This is a genomic window from Streptomyces sp. NPDC001406, assembly GCF_042895285.1.
Lineage (GTDB): Bacteria > Actinomycetota > Actinomycetes > Streptomycetales > Streptomycetaceae > Streptomyces.
This window is the reverse complement of the sequence record NZ_JBIAWG010000057.1, coordinates 1-1,540: the sequence shown is the minus strand read 5'-3', so window position 1 is coordinate 1,540 and position 1,540 is coordinate 1. Positions and strand designations below refer to the sequence as shown.

The 1,540-nt window shown below is 68.4% G+C and carries 1 protein-coding gene; it reads left to right on the top strand.

The annotated features are described in order from the left end of the window. Nucleotides 1-1,540, top strand: a 1,540-nt coding sequence (locus ACFY1J_RS46045) for a 2-oxoacid:acceptor oxidoreductase subunit alpha (protein WP_390733303.1), incomplete at both ends; no start/stop codon positions are given.

Sequence of the window (1,540 nt, the reverse complement as noted above, 5' to 3'; positions counted from 1 at the left end):
TGAAGGCGAACATCGGGGATCTGCCGCGGGGTGCGGAGATCATCGTGAACACGGACGAGTTCACCAAGCGGGCGATGCAGAAGGTCGGGTATGCGGCCAGTCCGCTGGAGGACGGTTCGCTGGACGGGTACAGCCTGCATCCGGTGCCGTTGACGACGCTGACGGTGGAGGCGCTCAAGGAGTTCGCGCTGTCGCGCAAGGAGGCCGAGCGCAGCAAGAACATGTTTGCGCTGGGTCTGCTGTCGTGGATGTATCACCGGCCCACGGAGGGTACGGAGAAGTTTCTGCGGGCGAAGTTCGCGAAGAAGCCGCAGATCGCGGAGGCGAACATCGCGGCGTTCCGGGCGGGCTGGAATTTCGGGGAGACGACGGAGGACTTCGCGGTCTCCTTCGAGGTGGCGCCGGCGGCGTCGGCGTTCGGGCCGGGGCTGTACCGGAACATCTCGGGGAACCTGGCGCTGGCCTACGGTCTGGTGGCGGCGTCGCGGCAGGCGGATCTGCCGCTGTTTTTGGGCTCGTATCCGATCACGCCGGCCTCGGACATCCTGCACGAGTTGTCGAAGCACAAGAACTTCGGGGTGCGCACGTTCCAGGCGGAGGACGAGATCGCGGGGATCGGCGCGGCGCTGGGCGCGGCGTTCGGCGGCTCGCTGGCGGTGACGACGACGTCGGGGCCGGGTGTGGCGCTGAAGTCGGAGACGATCGGGCTGGCGGTCTCCATGGAGTTGCCGCTGCTGGTGATCGACATCCAGCGCGGGGGTCCGTCGACGGGGTTGCCGACGAAGACGGAGCAGGCGGATCTGCTGCAGGCGATGTACGGCCGTAACGGTGAGGCGCCGGTGCCGGTGATCGCGCCGAAGACGCCCGCGGACTGCTTCGACGCGGCGCTGGAGGCGGCCCGGATCGCGCTGGCGTACCGCACGCCGGTGATGCTGCTGTCGGACGGTTATCTGGCGAACGGGTCGGAGCCGTGGCGGATCCCGGAGCTGGACGAGCTGCCGGATCTGAGTGTGCAGTTCGCCCGGGGCCCCAACCACACGCTGGAGGACGGCAGCGAGGTGTTCTGGCCCTACCAGCGTGACCCGCACACCCTGGCCCGGCCGTGGGCGGTGCCGGGCACGCCGGGTCTGGAGCACCGGATCGGCGGGATCGAGAAGCAGGACGGCACGGGCAACATCTCCTACGACCCGGCCAACCACGACTTCATGGTCCGTACCCGCCAGGCCAAGATCGACGGTATCGACGTCCCGGACATCGAGGTCGACGACCCGCACGAGGCCCAGACCCTCGTGCTGGGCTGGGGCTCGACCTACGGACCCATCACCGCCGCGGTACGCCGGCTGCGCACGGCCGGCGAGTCCATCGCGCAGGCCCACCTGCGCCACCTCAACCCCTTCCCCGGGAATCTCGCAGCGGTGCTGAGGCGTTACGACAAGGTGGTGATCCCCGAGATGAACCTCGGGCAGCTCGCCCTGCTCGTCCGGGCGAAGTACCTGGTGGACGCCCACTCGTACAACCAGGTCAACGGCATGCCGTTCAA